Here is a 21289-nt window from a genome sequence, read left to right on the forward strand (position 1 = left end):
CATGTCAGACATCGTCCTGAAGACCGAAAACCTGACCAAGCGCTATGGCGGCGTGCATGCGCTGGAAGGCGCGAATTTCGAGCTGCGCAAGGGCGAGCATGTCGCCATCATGGGCGACAACGGCGCCGGCAAATCGACCTTCGTGCGCCAGATCACCGGCGTCGAGCAGCGCACAAGCGGCCAGATCTGGTTCGACGGCATGGAAGTGAATTTTGCCGGGCCGATCGAGGCCCGTACGGCCGGCATTGAGACCGTGTTCCAGAACCTGGCGCTGGCCGACGATCTCGACGTGCCTTCGAACCTGTTCCTCGGCCGCGAGAAGGTTTTGTTCAACCTCGGCCCGTTCTCGATCCTCGACCGCAAATACATGCGCAAAGCGACCGAGGCGGCGCTCGTCCGCACGGCGGTGAAGATCCCCAATCTGTCCAACACCATCCGCCACATGTCGGGCGGCCAGCGCCAGTGCGTGGCGATCGCCCGGACGGCAACCTTCGCTTCCAAGCTGATCATCATGGACGAGCCAACGGCTGCCCTTGGCGTGCAGGAGACCGCGCAGGTCGAAAACATCGTCCGTACGCTCAAGGACAATGGCGAGCCGCTGATCCTGATCAGCCACAATATGCGCCAGGTGTTCGATCTCTGCGACCGTATCGTCGTGTTCCGGCGCGGCCGCATCGTCGCCAATCTGCGCAAGGAGAACACCGACGGAAACGATATCGTCTCCTACATCACCGGCGCCAAGACCGGGGAGGCGGAACTCGCAGCCTAAAACAGGACGATCACCCTGTTTTAAGGACGATATGCGTGCTTGAAGCAATCTTGCCCCTTCCTCAGAGAAGGTGCGGACACAACTCTCTCTAACCCATCCCCCCAGAGGAAATACCCATGACCGTTCGCTTCGCTCTCCTCGGTGCCGGCCGCATCGGCAAGGTCCACGCCCGCGCCGTCGGCTCCAATCCGCAGGCCAAACTGGTTGCCGTTGCCGATGCGTTCGAGAAGGCCGCCAAAGAGCTGGCGAGCGCCTATGGCGCCGAGGTGCGCAGCATCGAAGACATCGAGAAAGCCGGGGATATCGACGCCGTCGTCATCTGCACGCCGACCGACACCCATGCCGATCTGATCGAGCGCTTCGCCAGGGCCGGCAAGGCGATCTTCTGCGAGAAGCCGATCGACCTCAACGTCAAGCGCGTCGAGAAGTGCCTGGCCGTGGTCGAGAAGACCAAGGCGACGCTGATGGTCGGCTTCAACAGGCGCTTCGATCCGCATTTCGCCGCCGTGCGCAAGGCGATCGACGACGGCGCCATCGGCACCGTCGAGATGGTCACCATCACCTCGCGCGATCCCGGCGCGCCGCCGATCGACTACATCAAGCGCTCGGGCGGCATTTTTCGCGACATGACCATCCATGATTTCGACATGGCGCGCTTCCTGCTCGGCGAAGAGGTCGTGGCGGTCAGCGCCCATGCCTCGGTGCTGGTCGACAAGAAGATCGGTGCTGCCGGCGATTTCGATAGCGTCAGCGTCATCCTGGAAACCGCTTCCGGCAAGCAGGCCGTCATCTCCAACTCGCGCCGCGCCACCTATGGCTACGACCAGCGCATCGAGGTGCATGGTTCGAAGGGTATGATCGCGGCCGAGAACCAGCGGCCGGTGTCGATCGAACTGGCCAACGAGAAGGGCTATACGCGCCCGCCGCTGCACGACTTCTTCATGACCCGCTACCTCGACGCCTACGCCATTGAGATCGCCGCGTTCATCACAGCCGCGACCTCGGGCAAGAAAGCGTCGCCGAGCGGCGCGGATGGGCTGGTGGCGCTGAAGCTGGCCGATGCGGCGCTGAAATCAGCAACGACCGGCAAGACCGTCCGTCTCGACAAGTAAGAACCCTTGGAAAGAAACCACAGGAGCACAGCGATGAGCGTATCAGCCGATCGCAATTCACAGACGCGCGCCATCGTCACCGGTGGCGCCCAGGGCATCGGCTTTGCCGTCGCCGAGGCGCTGGCCGACGAGGGCTGCCGGGCGCTGGCGCTCATCGGCCGCTCGCAGGAAAAGGGCGACAAGGCAGTCGCCCATTTCAAGAAAGCGGGCGTCGACGCGATCTTCATCAGCGCCGACGTCTCTAAAGTGGCCGACTGCAAGCGCGCCGTTGCCAGCGCGATCTCGCATTTCGGCGCCATCAACGCGCTGGTCAACGCCGCCGCGACATCGGCGCGCGGTTCGCTGGTCGAAACCAGCGAAGAGCTGTTCGACACCATCTTCGACACCAATGTGCGCGGGCCGTTTTTCCTGATGCAAGGCGTGGTGGGGCATCTCCTGGAAAAGAAGGCACCAGGCTCGATCGTCAACGTGCTGTCGATGTCGGCGCATACCGGCCAGTCGTTCCTGACGCCCTATTCGACCAGCAAGGGGGCGCTGATGACGCTGACCAAGAACGTCGCCAATGCCTATCGCCACAACCGCATCCGCTGCAACGCGGTGCTGCCCGGCTGGATGGACACAGAGGGCGAGGACATCGTGCAGAAGAAATGGCACGATGCGCCGGACGACTGGCTGGCAAAGGCCGAAGCGGCGCAGCCGATGGGCCAGTTGGTGAAGCCGGACCAGCTAGCACGGTTGATCAGCTACATGGTCAGCCCGCAGTCGGGCGTCATGACCGGATCGCTGGTCGACTATGACCAGAGCATTGCGGGGGCTTCGCCGGAATAGGATCGGCGAGTCTAGCGGGAACGCCCATCACTTCGTCATCCACGGGCGGAGCAAGGAGCGTAGCGACGCGGCGCAGACCCGAGGATCCATGCCGCGACTCCAATGCGCCGCGACGGTGCAGAATTCTGTTCCGCTGCACTCTTGGTTGACGTCCCGGCATGGATCCCAGGGTCTCCGCGACGGAGCTTCGCTCCTGCTTTGCCCTGGGATGACGAAATCGCGAAGGTTCGGCCATCCTGAATTTGGCTGCCACCACCCACGTGACAAGCACCTCCGCTTCGACTATATGAGCCTCATGATCAACCTGACCGCCACGTATTGGTACTTTAGGAGCTCGCTGGCGGCGGGAGGATTGCGCTCGATCTGAAGATTGCAGCAACAAGATCCGAACAGCCGCCATACCTGGCGGCTTTTTTGTTTTCAGCCGGCAGGTTCCCTCTAAATCAAAGAGGAGCATGATGTCGTCCGAAAACCGCTTCACACTTTTCGGCATCATGCTCTCGACAGGAGCAGAAAGCCGTGTTGACCACCACAGACGACCTCCGGGTCAAGGAAATCCGAGAACTGAGTACGCCGGACGAGGTGATGCGGGAGATCCCGCGCACTTTGACCGCGACGCGCACCGTCAGCGCGTCTCGCAACGCAACCCATGCCATCTTGAACGGCACCGACGACCGGCTGCTCGTCATTGTCGGCCCGTGTTCGATCCACGATCCGGTCGCGGCCGTCGACTATGCCAGCCGCCTGGCAGCGCTGCGCGAGAGCCTCTCGGACCGGCTGGAGATCGTCATGCGGGTCTATTTCGAGAAACCGCGCACGACGGTCGGCTGGAAAGGCCTGATCAACGATCCCGACCTCGACGGCAGCTTCAACATCGACAAGGGGCTGCGGATGGCACGCAACGTGCTGTCGGCCGTCAACAATCTCGGCCTCCCGGCAGCGACCGAGTTCCTCGACATGACCACGCCGCAATACATTGCCGACCTGGTTGCCTGGGGCGCGATCGGCGCGCGCACGACCGAGAGCCAGATCCATCGCGAACTCGCCTCGGGCCTCTCCTGCCCGGTCGGTTTCAAGAACGGCACCGACGGCAATCTTCGCATAGCCGCCGAGGCGGTGAAATCCGCCGCCCAGCCGCATCATTTCATGGCGGTGACCAAGGGCGGGCGCAGCGGCATCGCCACGACCACGGGCAATGAGGATTGCCATGTTATCCTGCGCGGCGGCGTTCAGCCCAACTATGATGCGGCGAGCGTCGAAGCCGCCGCTGTGGAACTCGCTCGTATCGGCGTTGCGCCCAGGCTGATGATCGATGTCAGCCACGCCAATTCGGCCAAGAAGCCCGAGAACCAGCCCAAGGTCGCGGCCGATGTCGCCGGCCAGGTCGCGGCGGGCGACGAGCGCATCATCGGCCTGATGATCGAGAGCAATCTCGTCGCCGGTCGCCAGGACGTGGTGCCGGGCAAGCCGCTGGTCTATGGCCAGAGCATCACAGATGGCTGCATCGACTGGGCGACTACCGAGACCGTGCTGCACGGCCTTGCCGGCGCCGTCGAGTGGCGCCGCTCGGCACGCCGCGCCATGATCGACAACCGGCAGGGAGCCGCTTGAGCCACTATTGCCGGCCTTTGCCCGGCACGGACCCCCACCCCTAACCCCGCCCACAAGAGGGAGGGCAATCGCATATGGATACTTGCGAAGAAGGACCCCCACCCTAACCCTCCCCACAAGGGGGAGGGAACGCTGCCGCGCACTCCTACTCGAACCTTTGACGCCTGAAAACGTCGGCAGTTTGCCGTTGTCAGCGCCGACTGGAGTCCCCCTCCCCCTTGTGGGGAGGGGTTAGGGGGTGGGGGGGTGGGTCCTCTTCGCAGGAAATCCCTACGCCGCCCTTAACCCCTCCCATGCCGTGAACACCGACACGGCAAAGAGCAGCAGTCCGGCCGCCCGGCCGGCAAAAATGGTCGCCCTCGGATTGGCGATCAGAAGATTGCGGCTGCGGCCGGCCGTGATCGCCAGTCCGCCATAGATCGCAGCCTGCGTCACCACGGTCAGCAGTCCCATGATCGTCGCCTGCATCCAGATCGGACCGTAGTCCGGTTTCAGGAACTGCGGATAGACGGCAAGCACGAACAGGTATGCCTTCGGGTTGATCAGGCAGGTCACAAAACCCTGGCGAAAGGCCTTCCATGCGGAACGGCTGCCGGCAGGCCCCTCCTGACCGACAGTGATGGAACTGCGCATCAGCGTGATGCCGATAAAGGCCATGTAGGCGGCGCCGGCAAGCAGAAGCGGCTTGAACAGGATCGGCACGAAATGCATCAGCAGGCCGACGCCGATGGCGCCGTTCAGCGTGTGCACCATGCCGCCGACCATGATGCCGCCAGTCGCGGCGAGACCCCTGTCGCGTCCGCCGGTCAGTGCATTGGCGAGCACGAAGAGCATGTCCATGCCTGGAACGGCGATGATGCCGAACAGCAGGATAAAGAAAAGCCAGAGATTTTCCGCATAATCCATGTCAGTTGCCTGCCGCCTCGCTCCGCCAAACCGCAGCGGAACCTGTTGATTTTCAATTCGATAGGCGCTCCTATAGATCAGCCCAACTGACAATGCTGTGTCAGTTGGGCTCGCAGCCCGGGGGAAAAAATGCGCAAGGCGTCACGCCTGTTCGAGATCATCCAGATCGTGCGGCTGGCGCGGCAGCCGGTGACGGCGGCGACGATTGCCGAGCGGCTGGAAGTGACGGTGCGCTCGATCTATCGCGACATCGCAGCGCTGCAGGCGATGCGCGTGCCGATCGAGGGCGGACGCGGCATCGGCTACATCCTGCGCCCCGGCTTCGACCTGCCGCCGCTGATGTTCTCGATCGAGGAGATGGAGGCGATCGTCTTGTCGCTGGCGCTGTTGGAGCGCACGGGCGACAGCGAGCTCAAGCAAGCGGCCAAGCGCGTCAGCGCCAAGATCGCCGGCGCGGTGCCATCACCCTTGCGCCAGGTATTCGACGCCAATGCGCTGCATGCCTGGGGTTTCGCCGCGCCTTCTACCGGCGCGATCGACCTGGCGCTGGTGCGACGCGCCATCCGTGACGAGGAGAAGCTCTACCTCTCCTATCGAGACGAAATGGGCCGCGCCTCCGAGCGCCTCATCCGCCCGATCGCGCTCATCTACTACGCCGAAACCGCCAACATCGTCGCCTGGTGCGAGCTGCGCCAGGCGATCCGCAATTTCCGCAGCGACCGGATCGAGGATTGCCAGGCGACGGGGCTGCGGTTCAAGGGCGAAGGCGACCGCTTGCGGCAGGTCTGGGTCAACGGCTGGGAGACGAACGCTGCGGCCGTCTGAGGTGACCGCAGATACTTGGCGTGGTGCTTACCTTGGCAGGTCGCACGCCTTGGGGATTGGTCGAAACGCCCGTTGCTTCGTCATCCTGGGGCGAAGCAAGGAGCGAAGCGACGCGGCGCAGACCCCGGGATCCATGCCGCGACCTTTGTCGAGGAATGCAGCGGAGCAGAATTCTGCACCGTTGTGATGCGTTGGAGTCGCGGCATGGATCCTATGGTCTGCGCCGCGTCGCTTCGCTCCTTGCTCCGCCATAGGATGACGAAGCGTCAGGGAGGCGTCGGCCAATCGCGAATGTCTGCGACGGGTCACCAAATGAATGGTGAAATCTTGTCTGCCGAGAGTCGGTAACCTTCCCCGTCTCGACGAACTACATGGCTCTATCGCACATCGACCCAGCGCTTCTCCTCGAACGAACGCGCCATCGCGTGAACCGTGCGCTCGATCTCCAGCCCTTCGGCAAACTCGATGAGCCGCGCCGGCCTGCCTTCAAGCCGCGTCAGCAATTCGTGGCATTCGATGATCTTGAGATCGTTGAAGCCGAGGCCATGGCCCGGCGCCGGCACGAAGAGGTCATAGGGCTTGTGGTGGGGCGCCACCAGGATGGTGCGGTAGCCCTGCTCGGTCGGTCGATCGGCGGTGACATAGAGCTGGATTTCATTCATCCGCTCCTGGTCGAACAAGATCGACCCCTTCGAGCCGAAGATCTGGATGGCGATGCGGCCCTTGCGGCCCCAGGCCGAGCGGTTGACCAGCAGCGTGCCGGCAATGCCATTTTCCAGATGCATCAGCACGCTGGCGATGTCGTAGGTTTCGACCACGCGACGGCCGCCGCTGGCCAGCTTGCGATCGGCATAGGGTTTGGCCATGTCGCAGATGACGCTGGCGACGCGGCCGAACAGGGCTGAGACCAGCGACAGCGGATGCACGGCGAAATCGTCGAGCGCGCCATAACCGGAGGCCGCCTCGTGCTTCCAGAAGAACAGCGCCTCGGGATCGGCCATGAAGTCCTCGTCCATCTCGATGCGCAGATGGTTGACCTCGCCGATGATCTTCTCTTCCAGCAAAGCGCCGATGTGGCGGATGGCCGGGCTCTGGATGTAGTTGTAGCCGAGCGCCGCGACCTTGCCGGACTTGCTCGCCGCCGCAGCCATCGCCTCGGCCTCGGCAAAGCTCGGCGCCATCGGCTTTTCGCACCACAGATGCTTGCCTGCTTCGAGGATGGCGATGGCCATTTCCGGATGGAACTGGTTGGGCGTGGTCAGCGAGACGATATCGACTTCGGGATCGTTGACTACGGCACGCCAGTCGCCGGACGCCTTGGCGAAACCGAACTCGCCCGCCTTGCGCCGGGCGAGCTCTTCATTGACCTCGCCGAGATGGACCAGCCGTGGCTTGGCAACGTCGGGAAAGACGGCGCTGACGGCACTCCATGCTATGGCGTGACACTTGCCCATGAAACCCGTACCGATGAGACCGACGCCGACCATTTTCCGTTTCTCCACTGCCTGAAGCGTTACGTGGATGAATTAGTCCATTTTCATCCGAAATGGAATGTCTGCCTCATTTTTTATGGCGTTCTTGCGCAGGCTCGCTATGATGATGCAGAGAGGGACGCTTCACGCATGAGCTTGGACACAGCGACGATGGACGAACGGGTACCTCGCGATTTCGAGACGCTGCGCACCACCATCCTGGAGCGGCGCGAAAGCCTGCCGAAGCGCATCGCCCAGATCGCTGCCCATGCGCTCGACAATCCCGACGACATCGCCTTCGGCACCGCCGCCAGCATCGCCGCTTCGGCCGGCGTGCAGCCTTCAACCCTGATCCGATTTGCCCAGCAGCTTGGCTTCGACGGTTTCACCAGCCTGCAGCAGGTGTTTCGCGAGCGGCTGCGCGAGCGCAACTCCTCCTATGACGAAAGGCTGCAGGCGTTGCGCGCCAAGGCAGAGGGCGGCGCCGGCCATCGGTCGATCTTCGACGGCTTCGTCGCCGCGGCCAGCACCTCGCTCAACGACATTTCGCGCACGCTGGACGATGCGCATCTGGAAGACGCTATTTCCCTGCTGGCAAAGGCGGAAACCATCTATGTGCTGGCCAAGCGCCGCTCCTATCCGGTGGCGTCCTACATCGCCTATGCGCTGGGCAAGCTGAAGATCCGCAACCAGCTGATCGAGTCGGCGGCCGGGCTGAATGCCGAGATGATCGGCTTCGCGACGCCGGCGGATGCCGTCATCGCCATCTCCTTCTCGCCCTATGCGCCTGCCACCATCGAGGAGGCGCGCAGCATTTCGGAACAGGGCGTGCCGATCGTCGCCATCACCGACAGCTCGTTTTCCCCGCTCGCCCAGTTCGCCAAGGTCTGGTTCGAGGTTGCCGAGGCCGATTTCGCCGGCTTCCGCTCGCTGTCGGCGACAATGGCGCTGGCCATGGCGCTGACCGTCGGCGTCGGCGAGAAGCGACGCGACACGGGCCGCAAGCGCAAGGCCTGATCCACCGCCGAAAAGGTACCTTTTTGCTGAAGGAACGCTCATTCCATATTGACTATGGATTGGAATTATTATTTCATATTCCCGGCGCCACGCTGCCGCTCGCGCGTGTACCCCAACACAACAAGGCCGACGGGAGGTTCCAATGAGCGAAGCCGTGGACGCTGAATACGCGCCGCTCGACGTCATCACCATCGGTCGCGCTTCCGTAGACCTTTATGGGCAGCAGATCGGCTCGCGGCTGGAGGACATCACCTCCTTCGCCAAGTCGGTCGGCGGTTGCCCGGCCAATATCTCTGTCGGCACCGCCAGGCTCGGCCTGCGCTCGGCGCTGCTCACCCGCGTCGGCGACGAGCAGATGGGCCGCTTCATCCGCGAGCAGCTGACGCGTGAAGGCGTCAATGTCGACGGCCTGAAGACCGACAAGGAGCGGCTGACCGCTTTGGTGCTGCTGTCGGTCGAGGACGAAGGCGTTTCGCCGATGATCTTCTACCGCTCGGACTGCGCCGACATGGCGCTGGCGCCGGAAGACATCGACGAGGCCTTCATCGCCTCGGCGCGCTCGATCGTCGTCACCGGCACGCATTTTTCCAGGCCCAACAGCGATGCCGCGCAGCGCAAGGCGATCCGCATCATGAAGGCCAAGGGCGGCAAGGTGGTGTTCGACATCGACTACCGGCCGAACCTGTGGGGCCTTGCCGGCCATGCCGAAGGGTTCGAGCGCTATGTGAAATCGGACCGGGTCTCGGCACAGTTGAAGACGGTGCTGCCCGACTGCGACCTCATCGTCGGTACCGAGGAAGAGATCATGATCGCGTCGGGCGCCGACGATTGCCTGAGCGCCTTGAAGACGATCCGCTCGCTGTCGTCCGCCACCATCGTCCTGAAGCGCGGCGCCATGGGCTGCATCGTCTATGACGGACCGATCAGCGACGATCTCGAGGACGGTGTCGTCGGCAAGGGATTTCCGATCGAGATATTCAATGTGCTCGGCGCCGGCGACGCCTTCATGTCCGGTTTCCTGCGCGGCTGGCTGGGTGGCGAAGATCATGCGACAGCGGCGACCTGGGCCAACGCCTGCGGCGCCTTCGCCGTGTCGCGGCTGCTCTGCGCGCCGGAATATCCGACCTTCGAAGAACTGCGGTTCTTCCTCAAACACGGCAGCAAGCATCTGGCGTTGCGCAAGGACGAGGCGATCAACCACATCCATTGGGCGACGACGCGCCGGCGTGACGTCGCCTCGCTGATGGCGCTCGCCTGCGACCATCGCATCCAGCTAGAGGATGTGGCGGCGAAGGCCGGTGCCGATCCGGCGCGGATCGAAGAATTCAAGGTGCTGGCGGTCAAGGCCGCGGCGAAGGTCGCCGCCGGCCGCGACGGCTACGGTATGCTGATCGACGAGAAACACGGCCGCAAGGCGATGTTCGAATTCGCTAGGCATTCCTTCGCCTGGCTCGGGCGGCCGGTGGAGTTGCCGGGTTCGCGGCCGCTGCGCTTCGAATTCTCGCAGGACATCGGCTCGCAGCTGGTGGAGTGGCCGGTCGATCACTGCATCAAGTGCCTGTGCTTCTACCATCCCGACGATCCGGCGGCGCTGAAGGACGAACAGCAGCAGAAGCTGCGCGCGCTGTTCGAAGCCGCGCGCAAGGTCGGCCGCGAATTGCTGGTCGAGATCATTGCCGGCAAGCATGGCAAGCTCGACGACACGACGATCCCGCGCGCGTTGGAGGAACTCTATGCGCTCGGCATCAAGCCGGACTGGTGGAAGCTCGAGCCGCAGGGCTCGAGCGGCGCCTGGGCGAAGATCGAGGCCGTCATCCTGAAGCACGACCCGTGGTGCCGCGGCGTCGTGCTGCTTGGCCTGGAGGCGCCGCAGGACGAGTTGGAAGCGGCCTTCGCCGCCACCGCCAAGGCACCCATCGTCAAGGGCTTTGCCGTCGGCCGCACCATCTTCGTCCATGCGGCCGAACAATGGCTGGCCGGCAAGATGTCGGATGACGAGGCGATCGCCGACATGGCGTCACGCTTCGAACAGTTGACGGATGCGTGGCTTGCCGCGCGCGGCCGTAAGGCGGCATAAGAAAGCCCGGCACAAGGACTGCGGAGGAAACCACCATGAGCAAGACAATCCGCCTGACGATGGCGCAGGCGCTGACCCGCTTCCTGTCGCGCCAGATGACCGAGATCGACGGTAGCAAAGTCCCCATCTTCGGCGGCGTATGGGCGATCTTCGGCCACGGCAATGTCGCCGGCATCGGCGAGGCGCTCTATCAGCTGCGCGACGAATTGCCGACCTTCCGCGCCCACAATGAACAGGCGATGGCGCATGCGGCGATCGCCTACGCCAAGGCCAATTTCCGCCGCCGCTTCATGGCCGCGACCTCTTCGATCGGCCCCGGCGCGCTCAACATGGTGACGGCGGCGGCGCTCGCCCATGTAAACAGGTTGCCCGTCCTGTTTTTGCCGGGCGACGTCTTCGCCAACCGCATCCCAGATCCGGTGCTGCAGCAGGCCGAGGATTTCTCAGACGGCACGGCGACGGTCAACGACTGCTTCCGTCCGGTTTCGCGCTATTTCGACCGCATCACCCGGCCGGAGCAGATCATTCCTGCGCTCAGCCGCGCCATGCAAGTGCTGACCGATCCGGCCGAATGCGGGCCGGTGACGCTGTCGCTGTGCCAGGACGTCCAGGCCGAGGCCTGTGATTATCCCGAGAGTTTCTTTGCCGAGCGGGTCTGGCACCAGCGCCGGCCGCGCCCTGACCGCCATGAGCTTGCCGCTGCAGTCGGCGCGCTCAAGGGTGCGAAAAAACCGTTGATCATCGCCGGCGGCGGTGTCCTCTATTCGCAGGCTTCGGACGAACTGGCCAAGTTCGCCGAGGGCGCCGGCATCCCGGTCTGCGAGACGCAAGGCGGCAAATCCTCGCTGCCGGACGATCATCCGCTCAACATGGCGGCGGTCGGCGTCACCGGCACCTCTGCCGCCAACCGGCTGGCTGAGGAAGCCGATGTCGTGCTCGCCATCGGCACGCGCCTGCAGGATTTCACCACCGGTTCGTGGGCGCTGTTCAAGAATTCCGGCAAGACCATCATCGGGCTCAACGTGCAGCCCTTCGACGCCGGCAAGCACCGCGCGCTGCCATTGGTGGCCGATGCGGCCGAGGGCCTGGCGGAACTCGGTGCTGCCCTGAACGGCTGGAAGGCACCTTCCACCTGGACCGACAATGCGGCCACCGGCAAGAAGGCCTGGCAGGCCGAGGCGGCCAAGGTGACGGCGTCGACCAATGCCGCCTACCCGTCCGACGCGCAGGTGATCGGCGCCGTGCAGCGCGCCATGGGCTCCGGTGTGACGCTGCTGAATGCCTCCGGCGGCCTGCCGGGCGAATTGCACAAACTTTGGCAGGCGGGCGCGCCCGGATCGTATCATGGCGAATATGGCTTCTCGACCATGGGCTACGAGATTGCCGGCGGGCTCGGAGCCAAGATGGCGAAGCCGGGCGAGGAGATCGTCGTCATGATCGGCGACGGCTCCTACCTGATGATGAATTCGGAGATCGCCACCTCGGTGATGCTCGGCCTCAAGCTCACCATCGTGCTGCTCGACAACAGAGGCTATGGCTGCATCAACCGGCTGCAGATGGCGACCGGCGGCGCCAACTTCAACAACCTCCTCAAGGACTCGCGCCACGAGGTGCTGCCCGATATCGACTTTGCCGCGCATGCGGCGAGCATGGGGGCGATCGCCGAGAAAGTGCCGTCGATCGCCGGGCTGGAAAACGCGCTGGCACAAGCCAAGAAGAATCCGCGCACCACGGTGCTCATCATCGACACCGACCCGCTGGTTTCCACGGATGCCGGCGGCCACTGGTGGGATGTGGCGGTGCCGGAAGTGTCTGTGCGGCCGCAGGTCAACGCGGCGCGCAAGGCGTATGACGAGAAGCGCAAGATGCAGACCGTCGGCGATTGATAAGGCGCTGCCACCCCTACCTCCCCCTTGTGGGGAGGTCGGACCGAAGGTCCGGGTGGGGGTCCGGCGCCACCCCCACCCCGCTGCTTCGCAGCGACCCTGCCCACAAGGGGGAGGGTGAACAAGAACCGGAGTGACTACTTGAAAGCCAAACTGGGCATGTCCCCCATTGCGTGGTGGAACGACGATCTTGCGGAACTCAGCGATGACGTGTCGCTGGAAGAATGCCTGCGCCAATCACGGTCGGCCGGCTTCACCGGCATGGAGATGGGCCGGCGTTTTCCCAATGACCCCGAAATCATGCTGCCGATCCTGAAGGCCGCCGACATCACGCTGTGCGGCGGCTGGTTCTCGGGCACGCTGGTCGATGGGGAGATGGCCGACAACAAGGATCGCATCCAGCCGATGATCGACCTGTTCAAGGCGGTGAATGCGCCTTGCATCGTCTATGGCGAGGTCGGCCGCTCGATCCAGGGCGACCGCTCGAAGCCGCTCGCCACCAAAACTAAGCTGTCGGATGACGAGATGAAGGCCTACGCCAAGCGCCTGACCGAATTTGGCGAATGGTGCGCCGAACAGGGCATGCCGCTGTCCTATCATCACCACATGGCGGCGGTGGTCGAGACCGAGCCGGAACTCGATGCCTTCATGCGCTATTCCGGAGCCGGCATTCCGCTGCTGCTCGATGCCGGACATCTGGCATTCGCCGGCGGCGACGTGCTGCGTGCCATCGACAACCATCACACCCGCATCAGCCATGTGCATGTGAAGGACGTTCGCATGGAGGTGATCGACAGGCTCGACCGCTCGAAGCAATCCTTCCTCGACGCGGTGGCGCTCGGCGCCTTCACGGTGCCGGGCGACGGCTCGCTGGATTTCGGCGCCATCGTGCAGCGCTTCGCCGACCATGGCTATGAGGGCTGGTTCGTGGTCGAGGCGGAGCAGGACCCGAAGAAGAACCCGCCACTCAGGATGGCGCAGGTTGGCTACAAGGAATTGATGCGCGTCATGACCGCCGCCGGCTATACGGTCGAGACGCAAGGCTTTCCAAATGTCTAGTTTCTCAATGGCTGGTGCGACGGGTTCCCGGCGAGGCCGATTGCTGTAGATTGGCCCGATGAAAGATTCCGAACACCCCTTCTTCCGGCCTTTGTGGCGGCGTGTCGCCATCGTCGCGGTCTGCGTCATCTGGTCGATCATCGAGTTCGCCACCGGCACGCCGTTCTGGGGCATGATCGCGCTCGGCTTCGCCGGCTACGCCGTCTGGCAGTTTTTTTATCTCTATAAGCCGGCCGACGAGGCGAAGGCCGAGGCCGAACCGAAGGAGTGACTGATCGCATGCGTTGGCGATTGGCTTGCAGTGCTTCTAACTTCGTCATCCTAGGGCGGAGCAAGGAGCGCAGCGACGCGGCGCAGACCCTAGAATCCATGCCATGACTTTGAAGCTGGTGTGACGGTGCAGATTCCGCTCCGCTGTGCCCTTCGGCCGAGGCAACGGCATGGATCCTAGGGTCTCCGCGACGGAGCTTCGCCCTAGGATGACGAAGTTGGAAGGGCGCCGGCCAATTTCCGAACGTTTGCGATGGTCCTTTCAAACAAACGACTTGGCTTTACAGGCCTGCAACCGTCAGGCCACTGGAATAGGAGACAAGAAATGTCGAAGCTGCTCGTCAAAGCCGACAAGGGCCTTGGCCGCGTCGCCCATGTGACGCCGAAAAGCGCCGGCTGGACCTATGTCGGTTTCGACCTGCATCGGCTGAAGCCGGGCGAGAGCGCGTCCGGAAAAACCGACGATCGCGAAGTCTGCCTGGTGTTCGTTACCGGCAAGGGCAAGGCTTCAGCCGGCGGCAAGGATCTCGGCCTGCTCGGCGAGCGCATGTCGCCCTTCGAGGGCAAGCCGTGGTCGGTCTACATTCCGCAAGGCTCCGACTGGTCGGTGACGGCGGATACCGAGCTGGAACTTGCCGTCTGCTCGGCGCCGGGCCTTGGCGGCGGCCTGCCGGTGCGGATGATCGCACCGGACGATCTCGGCCAGGAGGTGCGCGGCAAGGGCACCAACACGCGCTACGTCACCAACATATTGCCGGAGGGCAAGCCGGCCGATTCGCTGCTGGTGGTCGAGGTGATCACGCCCGGCGGCCACACGTCGAGCTATCCGCCGCACAAGCACGACCAGGACAATCTGCCCGCCGAATCCTATCTTGAGGAAACCTACTATCACCGTCTCAACCCGCCGCAGGGCTTTGCCTTCCAGCGCGTCTACACCGATGCCGACAAGAACGGCCATCGCGCGCTCGACGAAGCCATGGCGATCGAGGATGGCGATGTCGTGCTGGTGCCCGGGGGTTATCACCCCTGCGCCGCCTGCCACGGCTATGACCTCTATTATCTCAACGTCATGGCCGGACCGAAGCGGACGTGGAAATTCCACAATGCGCCTGAGCATGAATGGCTGATGAAGGCCTGACCGGTCGCTGCGTGAGCACTCGCTCCCTGGTCCAGCACGAAAAAATCGTCGGCTAATGACCCCGCCGCAGCGTTTTGTTACCTGAAAGCCAGCAAGGCTTCGTCAATTCGTCATGGAAATCACCTATGGCAGCGAAGCTGACAAGGACTTTCCATGCGCTACGCCCTCTATTTCACCCCCCGGCAGGACGAGCCACTGGCGCGGATCGCCGCCGACTGGCTCGGCCGCGACCCGTTTGGCGCCGCGACGAGGCCGGTCGAAGCGGTGGCAGACCTGTCGGCGGCGGAAGTCGCTTTCCACACCGCTTCGGCGCGCCGTTATGGCTTTCACGCAACGCTGAAAGCCCCCTTCCGCCTGGCTGCCACCGAGACGGAAGCCTCGCTGCGCGCCGCACTCGACCAATTCGCCGAGGCGACGCCGGCGGTGACCATCCCGCGTCTCGTCGTGAGCCAGATCGACGGCTTCTTCGCACTGGTGCCGGAAGGGCCAGTGCCTGCGCTCAACCGGTTCGCCGATGACGTGGTGCGCGATTTCGACCGGTTTCGCGCACCGCTGAGCGAGGCGGAAATCGAGCGGCGCAGCCCGGATTCGCTGAAGCCGGCCGAGTTCCGCAATCTCTGCCAATGGGGTTACCCCTATGTCTTCGAAACCTTTCGCTTCCACATGACGCTGTCCGGCCGGGCGGGGTCACAGGAAAGCCCTCGTTTGCGCGCAGCGATCGACAGCCTGTTCGCGGAAGTGCTGCAACAGAAGGTGCTGGTGGATGCGCTGACCTTGTTTGTCGAAACCGAACCGGGTGCACCGTTCATGGTGCTCTCGCATCACGCGCTCGGGCGCCGCCCGGCCAGAAAAACCGCCTGAAGGACTGCCTGAAATGACCGCCGAGACTGTTCTCCACAATGCCCGCATCGTGCTTGCCGACGAGATCGTCGAGGGTTCGCTGGTGCTGCGCGACGGCTTTATCGCCGGCATCGAATCCGGCATCAGCCGCATCGGCGAGGATATGGGCGGCGACTATGTCATTCCCGGGCTGGTCGAATTGCACACCGACCATCTCGAAGGCCACTACGCGCCGCGGCCCAAGGTGCGCTGGAATCCGATCGCCGCCGTGCTCGCCCATGACGCGCAGGTGGCGACCGCCGGCATCACCACCGTGCTCGACGCCTTGCGCGTCGGCATGGACGAAGACGCCGACCTGACATCGGCCGACATCCGCAAGCTGGCCGACGCGATCGAGGACAGTGTGAAGCAGGACCGTCTGCGCGCCGACCATTTCATCCACCTGCGCTGCGAGGTTTCGGCACCGGACTGCCTCAGGGCTTTCGCCAATTTCGATGGCGACGAGCGGGTCAAGCTGGCATCGCTGATGGACCATGCGCCAGGCCAGCGCCAGTTCGTCAATCTCGAGACCTATGCCTACTATTACCAGCGCAAGCTGAAGCTGACCGATCGCGATTTCAAGCTGTTCTGCGAAAAGCGGATGGCCGAATCGGCGCGCAATTCAGCGCCGAACCGGGCGGTGATATCAGCCGCCTGCCAGGAGCGCGGCATCGTGCTGGCCAGCCACGACGACGCCACATCAGGCCATGTCGACGAGGCGATCGAACAGGGCGTGCGCGTCGCCGAATTCCCGACCACGGAAGAGGCCGCCAAGGCCTCGAAAGAGGCCGGGATGGGCGTGCTGATGGGCGCGCCCAACGTCATGCGCGGCGCCTCGCATTCGGGCAATGTCTCGGCCCGTACGCTGGCCGGCGACGGCTTGCTCGACATCTTGTCGTCCGACTACATTCCCTTCAGCCTGATTCAGTCGGCGTTCTTCCTCGGCGATGTCGTCGAAGGCATTTCCCTGCCGCAGGCCGTCGCCATGGTCTCAAAGAACCCGGCCGATGCGATTGGCCTGACCGACCGCGGCGTCATCGAACAGGGCCGCCGCGCCGACCTGGTGCGCGTGCGCGTCGACGACCATGTCCCGGTGGTGCGCACCGTGTGGCGGCAGGGAAGCCGGGTCGCATGATGGTGTCGGCATCGATCGAGCGGGAATTGTCGGCCGAGACGTTTCCGATCCGCGATGGCGTTTTCGTCGCCGTCGTCGGCCCAAGCGGCGCCGGCAAGGACACAGTGATCGGCTACGCCCGCGCCCGCTTTGCCGATGAGACAAGGCTGGAGTTCGTCCGCCGCGTCATCACCAGGCCGAGCGATGTCGCCAGCGAGGACCACGACACGCTGGCCGATGCCGCCTTCGTCGAGGCCGAAGCCGATGGCGCCTTCGCCGTCTCCTGGGAAGCGCACGGCTTGCGCTACGGCATCCCTGCCGATGTCGACTGGTCCGTTGCCAATGGCCGTGTCGCTGTCGCCAATGTGTCGCGCGCGATCATCCCCTCCTTGCGCGAACGCTATGCCAATCTGGCCATCGTCGAGATCACCGCCTCGCCTGAAGTGCTGGCCGAGCGTCTGGCGATGCGCGGCCGCGAGTCGCGCGGCGAAGTGCTGGCGCGGCTGGCGCGCAGCGCCAATGTGAGCCTGTCGGGACCTGGCGTCACCTCGATCGACAACAGCGGCCCGCGCGAAGCCGCCGGCGAGCGCTTCGCCGAAGTGCTACGCAACGCGATGGCGTTTTCCGACATGTCGGGCTTGATTTAGGCTAGCCTTCAAGCGCGAAAGGGCATGAACGAGACGGTGCCGGCGATGCTTTCGCTCGGGGCAAGCACGATGATGCCCTCGTCCGGATCGTTCCATCCGTCGCGGTGGAAGGCGCCGGAGGCATTGGTCTGCGGCTCGACGCAGAAATACGGTTTCGCAGGATCGGCATAAAGCATCAGGTGCTTGAACATCGGATCGGCCTTGATGCGCAGCCCGACGCCGCGTGTCGGGAAGCGGATCTCGGCCTCGCCGCTCCAGCCGCCATAATCATTGTTGCGCCAGCCGCCCGGCAAAGGCCGGCCATCGGCGAAGTCGAGCTCGGGGGCAAGCGTGATCGGATCGCCGGCAATGCCTTGCGGTTCTTCCAGATAGAACCGCGTGGCGTTGAACCGCAGCGTCACGTCCGGGTCGCGGTCGAACCAGGGATGCAGTCCGAACCCGAACGGCATCGAAACCGGCCCGGTGTTGGTGATCGTCATTCGGACCGCGAGGCTTTCATCGGAAGCTTCGAAAACCTGCGTCGCGCGATAGGAATAAGGCTCGGGACCGGCGGTAATTTCGAGTGACAATCCGGCGCTGTCGGCGGTCGCGTCGATGACAGTCCAGGGATGCTTCCAGCCGCTGCCATGCACATTGATTGTTTCGGGGAGATTGTTCGGCTGGACCTGCCAGCGTTTCCCTCCGAACATGAAGGCATTTCCGGCGATGCGATTGGCGTAGGGTGTCATTGGAAACATGGCCACGCCAAGCACATTGCCGGTATCGCGATCCCCGTCCGAAAGCCGGCGCAGGAGATCGATGCCGCGCCAGCGCAGCGCGCTCACGCTGCCGCCGATTTGCGGCGCCAGTTCGGCTTCAAGCGCCCCCGCCCTCAACATCAACAGTTCAGGTTTCGCTCTCATGGCTTGCCACTCGTCCGCCACCGACATCCGGCATGATGTGGAGACGTCCCGCAATCGCAGAAGGGCGGCAAGGCCGCAACCATTTCATTCATGCCGCCAGGCGCCGACAAACGCGCGGCGCGTCTTGGCAAGGCGATTATTCCGCGGCGCCGGAAGCGCTCTTGCGCGTGGCGTCGACCATCAGCCGCCGTTCCCGGAACACGCCCCATTGCTGGTCGACCAGCACGCCGATGAGGATGACGCCGCCCATCACCGCGAAGTTGAGCGAGGACGGGATGCCGAGCAGATTGACCAGGTTCTGCAGTTCCTGCAGCAGCACCGTGCCGAGGATGACGCCGATCAGCGAGCCCTCGCCGCCGCGCAGCGAGAAGCCGCCGAGCACGGCGGCGGCGATGGCGTAGAGTTCGTAGAACTGGCCGTGGCTGGCCGGCGAGATCGAGCGCGTGTACATGGCGAAATAGATCGCCGACAGCGCCGTCAGCACGCCGCAGATGACGTAGGCGGCGATGACGACGCGGCCGGTGCGGATGCCGGAATATTTCGCCGCCTCCTCGTTCTTGCCGATGGCGTAGAGATAGCGGCCGAACACCGAGCGGTGCAGCACCACCCACATGACGATCGAAATAACGATCAGCGCGATGAAACTGTTCGGCACGCCATAAGAGCGCCCGGCGGTGAGGAATTCGAGGTCGGGGAAATTCTGGCCGAACGCAAAACCCGCCGTGCCGTCGCCAGTGTAGAAGCGGGCGACGCCGCGGTAGATCAAAAGGCCGCACAGGGTGACGACGAAGGGCTGCAGCTTGAGCCTTGTGATCAGCCAGCCATGTGCCAGGCCGATGATGGCGCCAAGCACCAGGATGAGCACGAAGGCAACCGGCCATCCCATGCCACGCACGGCGATAAAGTCGATGAATAGCGTTCCGAGCAGCGCGACCACCGAGCCGACCGACAATTCGATGCCGCCGGTGATGATGACGAAGGCCTGGCCGATCGACAGGATGCCGAACAGGCCGATCAGGTTCGAGGTGTTGGCGAGGTTGATCGGAAGCAGGAAGCGCGGATTGATGATCGCAACGATCGCCCCGACCACCAGGATCAGGATCAGCAGGCCGAGATCTTTCTTGCTCATCGTCTTCTCCCCAATGCCCGCCCTGGAAGGTTCCGGACCGGAACCCGTGGCAACAAAAACTATTTCGGCTGCTTGCCCACCGCCAGCAGCAGGACGTTTTCCTGGCTGAACCGGTCCTTGTCGAGAATGCCCGAGATCTGGCCCTCATGCATGACGGCGATGCGGTCGGACACGCCGATCACCTCTTCCATGTCCGACGAGATCATCAGCACGGCGACGCCGGCATCGGCCAATGCGCGCATCAGCCCGTAGATTTCCGCCTTGGCGCCGATGTCGATGCCGCGCGTCGGCTCGTCGAGGATCATCACCTTGGGGTTCATGGCCAGCCATTTGCCGAGCACGACCTTCTGCTGGTTGCCGCCCGACAGCGTGCCGGTGCGCGTCTGCACCGAAGGCGCCTTGATGCCGAGATCTTTCTTTTGCTTCTCGGCGGTGGCGGTCTCGGCGCTTGAGGACACCAGGGAGCGGCGCGCATGCGCAGGCAGATTGGGCAGCGAAATGTTCTGCGCGATCGACAGGTCGAGCAGGATGCCGGTGAGCTTGCGGTCTTCCGGCACCAGGAAGATGCCATGCGCGACAGCGTCGGCCGCGGAAGCCAGCGCAAGCGGCTTGCCGTCGAGCTCGAGCGCGCCGCCGAGCTTCGAGTCAATGCCGAAGAACACCCGCGCCAGTTCGGTGCGGCCGGAGCCGACAAGGCCGGCAAGGCCGAGGATTTCGCCGCGCCTGACGTCGAGATCGACCGGGCGGCCGGGATAGGCAGGCGTACGGATGGCCTTGGCCGCAAGCGCTACGGCGCCGGGCGCACGCGCCGCCTCCGAGGCTTTCTCGCGCTCCTTCAGCATGCGGCCGATCATCAGCTTGACCATCTGGTCGTGGCCGATGTCGCTTTTCGGCAAGGTGCCGGCCAGCATGCCGTCGCGCAGCACGACGACGCGGTCGGCGACGCGCTCGACCTCGTGCAGGCGGTGCGAAATGAAGATGACGCTGATGCCGTCGGCCTTCAGCGCCTTGATGACGTCGAGCAATTTGTCGGTTTCGGCGAGCGGCAGGCTCGATGTCGGCTCGTCGAGGATGACCAGCCTTGCCTCGATCGACAGCGCCTTGGCGATCTCGACCATCTGCTGCTGGGCCAGCGACAGGGTCGCGACCGGCGTGTCGGCGGAAAAATTGGCGCCGACGCGCTTCAAAAGCGGCGCCACCATGGTGCGCAGCTTGGCGCGGTCGACGAGCTTGAGCGGCCCGGCGCGCAACGGCTCGCGGCCGAAGAAAATGTTGGCGGCGACATCGAGATTTTCGAACAGGTTGAGTTCCTGGTGGACGAAGGCGATGCCCGAACCCAGGCTGCCTTCGACGGAGAGCCTGTCATGCGCGGTGCCGTCGACGGTGATCGTGCCGCTGTCCGGCTTGGTGACGCCGCCGAGAATCTTCATCAAGGTCGATTTGCCGGCGCCGTTTTCACCGACGAGGCCGATGACCTCGCCCGGCCTGACCTCCATGGAGAAGCCGTCGAGCGCGACGACGCCCGGATAGGTCTTGCGCACGTTCTCGAGGCTGAGGAACGGCGTCGTTGCTGCGATGGATGTGTCGGAATAATTCATCATGCCTGACAGCGATTGGCGGGCCGACTTTTTGGCAGACTGACGATCCG

19 protein-coding genes are annotated in these 21289 nt (G+C 63.9%); 14 read left to right on the top strand and 5 right to left on the bottom strand.

What is annotated here, in order from left to right:
- Position 1 precedes the first annotated feature (1 nt).
- From NKI21_RS02720 to NKI21_RS02735, 4 genes are all read left to right on the top strand, one after another.
- The gene (locus tag NKI21_RS02720; protein WP_352440528.1) at positions 2-769 is read left to right on the top strand and encodes an ATP-binding cassette domain-containing protein; all 768 of its coding nucleotides are present in this window, start codon (positions 2-4) and stop codon (positions 767-769) included.
- A 116-nt stretch (positions 770-885) separates the two neighbouring features.
- Positions 886-1881 (top strand): inositol 2-dehydrogenase, encoded by a 996-nt coding sequence (iolG, locus tag NKI21_RS02725; protein WP_352440529.1) that lies wholly within the window; start codon positions 886-888, stop codon positions 1879-1881.
- Positions 1882-1914: 33 nt separating this feature from the next.
- Entirely contained in the window at positions 1915-2709 is a 795-nt protein-coding gene (locus tag NKI21_RS02730) for an SDR family oxidoreductase (RefSeq protein ID WP_352440530.1), read from the top strand.
- 519 nt (positions 2710-3228) lie between these two features.
- Positions 3229-4320, top strand: coding sequence for a 3-deoxy-7-phosphoheptulonate synthase (locus tag NKI21_RS02735; RefSeq protein ID WP_127384666.1), 1092 nt, complete (start codon positions 3229-3231; stop codon positions 4318-4320).
- 270 nt (positions 4321-4590) lie between these two features.
- Here NKI21_RS02735 and NKI21_RS02740 read toward each other — a convergent pair whose 3' ends face one another.
- Complete coding sequence (locus NKI21_RS02740) at positions 4591-5226, bottom strand: LysE family translocator (RefSeq protein WP_352736556.1); 636 nt, start codon at positions 5224-5226, stop codon at positions 4591-4593.
- A gap of 129 nt (positions 5227-5355) precedes the next feature.
- Here NKI21_RS02740 and NKI21_RS02745 point away from each other — a divergent pair, with 129 nt between their 5' ends.
- A complete protein-coding gene (locus tag NKI21_RS02745; RefSeq protein ID WP_352440532.1) occupies positions 5356-6051 on the top strand; it encodes a helix-turn-helix transcriptional regulator in 696 nt (231 codons plus the stop codon).
- Positions 6052-6428: 377 nt separating this feature from the next.
- Here the strand turns inward: NKI21_RS02745 and NKI21_RS02750 are convergent, their stop codons facing one another.
- Positions 6429-7538 carry a Gfo/Idh/MocA family protein gene (locus tag NKI21_RS02750; RefSeq protein WP_352440533.1) on the bottom strand — a complete coding sequence of 370 codons (1110 nt, stop codon included), beginning with the start codon at positions 7536-7538 and terminating at the stop codon, positions 6429-6431.
- Between the two features lie 156 nt (positions 7539-7694).
- On the opposite strand from NKI21_RS02750, the gene NKI21_RS02755 reads away from it, so the two are divergent.
- The 9 genes from NKI21_RS02755 to phnN all read left to right on the top strand — a co-directional run bounded on the left by NKI21_RS02755 (position 7695) and on the right by phnN (position 17610).
- Positions 7695-8540, top strand: coding sequence for a MurR/RpiR family transcriptional regulator (locus tag NKI21_RS02755; protein ID WP_164748924.1), 846 nt, complete (start codon positions 7695-7697; stop codon positions 8538-8540).
- Positions 8541-8682: 142 nt separating this feature from the next.
- Positions 8683-10617: a bifunctional 5-dehydro-2-deoxygluconokinase/5-dehydro-2-deoxyphosphogluconate aldolase gene (locus NKI21_RS02760; protein ID WP_352864404.1), complete on the top strand. Its 1935-nt coding sequence runs from the start codon at positions 8683-8685 to the stop codon at positions 10615-10617.
- 35 nt (positions 10618-10652) lie between these two features.
- Positions 10653-12503: a 3D-(3,5/4)-trihydroxycyclohexane-1,2-dione acylhydrolase (decyclizing) gene (gene iolD, locus NKI21_RS02765; RefSeq protein WP_352864408.1), complete on the top strand. Its 1851-nt coding sequence runs from the start codon at positions 10653-10655 to the stop codon at positions 12501-12503.
- Between the two features lie 141 nt (positions 12504-12644).
- Positions 12645-13562, top strand: coding sequence for a myo-inosose-2 dehydratase (gene iolE / locus NKI21_RS02770; protein ID WP_352864411.1), 918 nt, complete (start codon positions 12645-12647; stop codon positions 13560-13562).
- Positions 13563-13620: 58 nt separating this feature from the next.
- Positions 13621-13833, top strand: a complete 213-nt coding sequence (locus tag NKI21_RS02775) for a DUF3329 domain-containing protein (RefSeq protein ID WP_023810667.1) — start codon at positions 13621-13623, stop codon at positions 13831-13833.
- Positions 13834-14157: 324 nt separating this feature from the next.
- Positions 14158-14970, top strand: a complete 813-nt coding sequence (gene iolB, locus NKI21_RS02780) for a 5-deoxy-glucuronate isomerase (RefSeq protein ID WP_352864415.1) — start codon at positions 14158-14160, stop codon at positions 14968-14970.
- Between the two features lie 153 nt (positions 14971-15123).
- On the top strand, positions 15124-15831 hold the full coding sequence (locus NKI21_RS02785; protein WP_352440537.1) for a DUF1045 domain-containing protein: 708 nt from the start codon (positions 15124-15126) through the stop codon (positions 15829-15831).
- A gap of 13 nt (positions 15832-15844) precedes the next feature.
- On the top strand, positions 15845-16984 hold the full coding sequence (locus NKI21_RS02790) for an alpha-D-ribose 1-methylphosphonate 5-triphosphate diphosphatase (RefSeq protein WP_352864419.1): 1140 nt from the start codon (positions 15845-15847) through the stop codon (positions 16982-16984).
- Complete coding sequence (gene phnN / locus NKI21_RS02795; protein ID WP_352864422.1) at positions 16981-17610, top strand: phosphonate metabolism protein/1,5-bisphosphokinase (PRPP-forming) PhnN; 630 nt, start codon at positions 16981-16983, stop codon at positions 17608-17610. The genes NKI21_RS02790 and phnN overlap by 4 nt, the downstream gene beginning before the upstream one ends.
- Before the next feature lie 8 nt (positions 17611-17618).
- On the opposite strand, the gene NKI21_RS02800 is transcribed toward phnN, so the two are convergent.
- The 3 genes from NKI21_RS02800 to NKI21_RS02810 form a co-directional block, all read right to left on the bottom strand.
- A complete protein-coding gene (locus NKI21_RS02800) occupies positions 17619-18512 on the bottom strand; it encodes an aldose 1-epimerase (RefSeq protein ID WP_352864425.1) in 894 nt (297 codons plus the stop codon).
- Between the two features lie 136 nt (positions 18513-18648).
- On the bottom strand, positions 18649-19641 hold the full coding sequence (locus NKI21_RS02805; protein ID WP_352440541.1) for an ABC transporter permease: 993 nt from the start codon (positions 19639-19641) through the stop codon (positions 18649-18651).
- Between the two features lie 59 nt (positions 19642-19700).
- Entirely contained in the window at positions 19701-21239 is a 1539-nt protein-coding gene (locus NKI21_RS02810; protein WP_352864566.1) for a sugar ABC transporter ATP-binding protein, read from the bottom strand.
- Positions 21240-21289: the final 50 nt, after the last annotated feature.

Source organism: Mesorhizobium sp. M0715 (assembly GCF_040320355.1).
Taxonomy (GTDB): Bacteria; Pseudomonadota; Alphaproteobacteria; order Rhizobiales; family Rhizobiaceae; genus Mesorhizobium.

Coding starts and splice junctions, on each gene's coding strand:
- NKI21_RS02720 (WP_352440528.1), top strand. CDS start 2: ATGTCAGACATCGTCCTGAAGACCGAAAACCTGACCAAGCGCTATGGC.
- iolG (WP_352440529.1), top strand. CDS start 886: ATGACCGTTCGCTTCGCTCTCCTCGGTGCCGGCCGCATCGGCAAGGTC.
- NKI21_RS02730 (WP_352440530.1), top strand. CDS start 1,915: ATGAGCGTATCAGCCGATCGCAATTCACAGACGCGCGCCATCGTCACC.
- NKI21_RS02740 (WP_352736556.1), bottom strand. CDS start 5,226: ATGGATTATGCGGAAAATCTCTGGCTTTTCTTTATCCTGCTGTTCGGC.
- NKI21_RS02745 (WP_352440532.1), top strand. CDS start 5,356: ATGCGCAAGGCGTCACGCCTGTTCGAGATCATCCAGATCGTGCGGCTG.
- NKI21_RS02750 (WP_352440533.1), bottom strand. CDS start 7,538: ATGGTCGGCGTCGGTCTCATCGGTACGGGTTTCATGGGCAAGTGTCAC.
- NKI21_RS02755 (WP_164748924.1), top strand. CDS start 7,695: ATGGACGAACGGGTACCTCGCGATTTCGAGACGCTGCGCACCACCATC.
- NKI21_RS02760 (WP_352864404.1), top strand. CDS start 8,683: ATGAGCGAAGCCGTGGACGCTGAATACGCGCCGCTCGACGTCATCACC.
- iolD (WP_352864408.1), top strand. CDS start 10,653: ATGAGCAAGACAATCCGCCTGACGATGGCGCAGGCGCTGACCCGCTTC.
- NKI21_RS02775 (WP_023810667.1), top strand. CDS start 13,621: ATGAAAGATTCCGAACACCCCTTCTTCCGGCCTTTGTGGCGGCGTGTC.
- iolB (WP_352864415.1), top strand. CDS start 14,158: ATGTCGAAGCTGCTCGTCAAAGCCGACAAGGGCCTTGGCCGCGTCGCC.
- NKI21_RS02785 (WP_352440537.1), top strand. CDS start 15,124: ATGCGCTACGCCCTCTATTTCACCCCCCGGCAGGACGAGCCACTGGCG.
- NKI21_RS02790 (WP_352864419.1), top strand. CDS start 15,845: ATGACCGCCGAGACTGTTCTCCACAATGCCCGCATCGTGCTTGCCGAC.
- phnN (WP_352864422.1), top strand. CDS start 16,981: ATGATGGTGTCGGCATCGATCGAGCGGGAATTGTCGGCCGAGACGTTT.
- NKI21_RS02800 (WP_352864425.1), bottom strand. CDS start 18,512: ATGAGAGCGAAACCTGAACTGTTGATGTTGAGGGCGGGGGCGCTTGAA.
- NKI21_RS02805 (WP_352440541.1), bottom strand. CDS start 19,641: ATGAGCAAGAAAGATCTCGGCCTGCTGATCCTGATCCTGGTGGTCGGG.
- NKI21_RS02810 (WP_352864566.1), bottom strand. CDS start 21,239: ATGAATTATTCCGACACATCCATCGCAGCAACGACGCCGTTCCTCAGC.